The organism is Burkholderia sp. Bp8998 (assembly GCF_003854235.1).
GTDB lineage: Bacteria > Pseudomonadota > Gammaproteobacteria > Burkholderiales > Burkholderiaceae > Burkholderia.
In genome coordinates this window covers 1-1484 of record NZ_QTQF01000128.1, presented here as the reverse complement: position 1 = coordinate 1484, position 1484 = coordinate 1, and the positions used below count along the sequence as shown (strand labels likewise).

Annotated in this window: 1 protein-coding gene; it reads left to right on the top strand. The window is 61.5% G+C overall.

The genetic code is table 11. The annotated features are described in order from the left end of the window. Positions 1-123 precede the first annotated feature (123 nt). Positions 124-1446, top strand: a complete 1323-nt coding sequence (locus tag DIE06_RS37730) for an IS5 family transposase (protein WP_124665735.1) — start codon at positions 124-126, stop codon at positions 1444-1446. Positions 1447-1484 lie beyond the last annotated feature (38 nt).

Below are 1484 nucleotides of genomic sequence, written 5' to 3'. Positions count from 1 at the left end.
AGTCGGCCTTGAACAATTCGCAAAGGCTTGTGCAGCAAGGCTCGATAGCTGAAACGGTGTTGTGAGATTTGCAAGGCGCAGGCATATTGACGCGAGATTCCTGCAAATTCTGACGAGGTTTGGATGGGTCCGAAGACGCCGACGACCGAGGGAGATTTCTTCCGCCAACCGCTGCGCGAGCAGATCAACTTGAAGCATCCGCTGGTGCGCTTGGCCGATCTGATTGATTGGGATCGGCTGAACAAGGCGATGAGCGAGAGCTTCGTGTCGCATCGGGGCCGGCCGGCGAGCTCGCCGCGGCTGATCGCAGGGCTGCTGTACTTGCAGCACGCGTTCGACCTGTCGGACGAAGACGTGGTCTGGCAATGGCTGGAGAACCCGTATTGGCAGGTCTTCACCGGCGAGACGTACTTGCAGACGAAGCCGCCGATCGATCCGTCGAGCCTGACGCGCTGGCGCAAGCGGCTGGGCGAAGCCGGCGTTGAGGAACTGCTGGCCGAGACGATTGAGGCGGCCAAGCGTGCCGACGTCATCAAGACGTCGAGCCTGAAACGGGTGATCGTCGATACAACGGTGATGGAAAAGGCGATTGCGCATCCCACCGATTCGCGTCTGCTCGAACGTTGCCGGGAACATCTGGTGAAGGCTGCTGCCCGACACGGGCTGAAGCTGCGGCAGAACTACAACCGCGAGGCCCCACGGCTGGCGGGGCAGATCGGACGTTATGCGCATGCGAAGCAATACAAGCGGATGAAGAAGGCGCTGCGAACCTTGCGTTCGCGCGTGGGCCGCGTGATGCGCGACGTCGAGCGGCAGCTCGATGGCGTCGCGCAACAAGGGCGCCCGGCGCTGGAAGAACTGATTGGCCGCACGAAGCGGATTCTGTCGCAGAAGACGAAGGACAAAAACAAGCTGTACGCGCTGCACGCGCCTGAGGTGGAATGTATCTCCAAGGGCAAAGCGCGCAGGCCGTACGAGTTCGGCGTGAAGGTGTCGATCACGACGACGCACAAGGAAGGCTTGGTGATTGGAGCGCGCTCGATGCCAGGCAACCCGTACGACGGGCACACGCTGGCCGAAGCGTTGGAACAGGCGGCGATCTTGAGTGATGTTCAACCGGAGATCGCTGTCGTTGATCGCGGCTACAAGGGCGTCGCCGTCGACGGCGTGAAGGTCTATCACCCAGGGTTGCGACGCGGCATCACACGCGGCCTGCGCGCGATGATCCGACGTCGCAGTGCAATCGAGCCGGCCATTGGGCACATGAAGGCGGACGGCAAACTTGATCGAAACTGGCTCAAGGGCGCGTTGGGCGATGCGATTCACGCAGTGCTGTGCGGCGCCGGCCACAATCTGCGGATGATCCTGCGGAAGCTGCGGCTTCTTTACGCCCTGATTCTCGTCGCTTTGCTCAGCGTCACAACCGCTGCGCTGTCGGCGGCATGAACTCATCCGCAAGGAAAAGTGAATTGTTCAGGGCCGAC

Bases quoted from the DNA above. Each gene is read 5' to 3' on its own strand.
- DIE06_RS37730 (WP_124665735.1), top strand. From the start codon at position 124: ATGGGTCCGAAGACGCCGACGACCGAGGGAGATTTCTTCCGCCAACCG.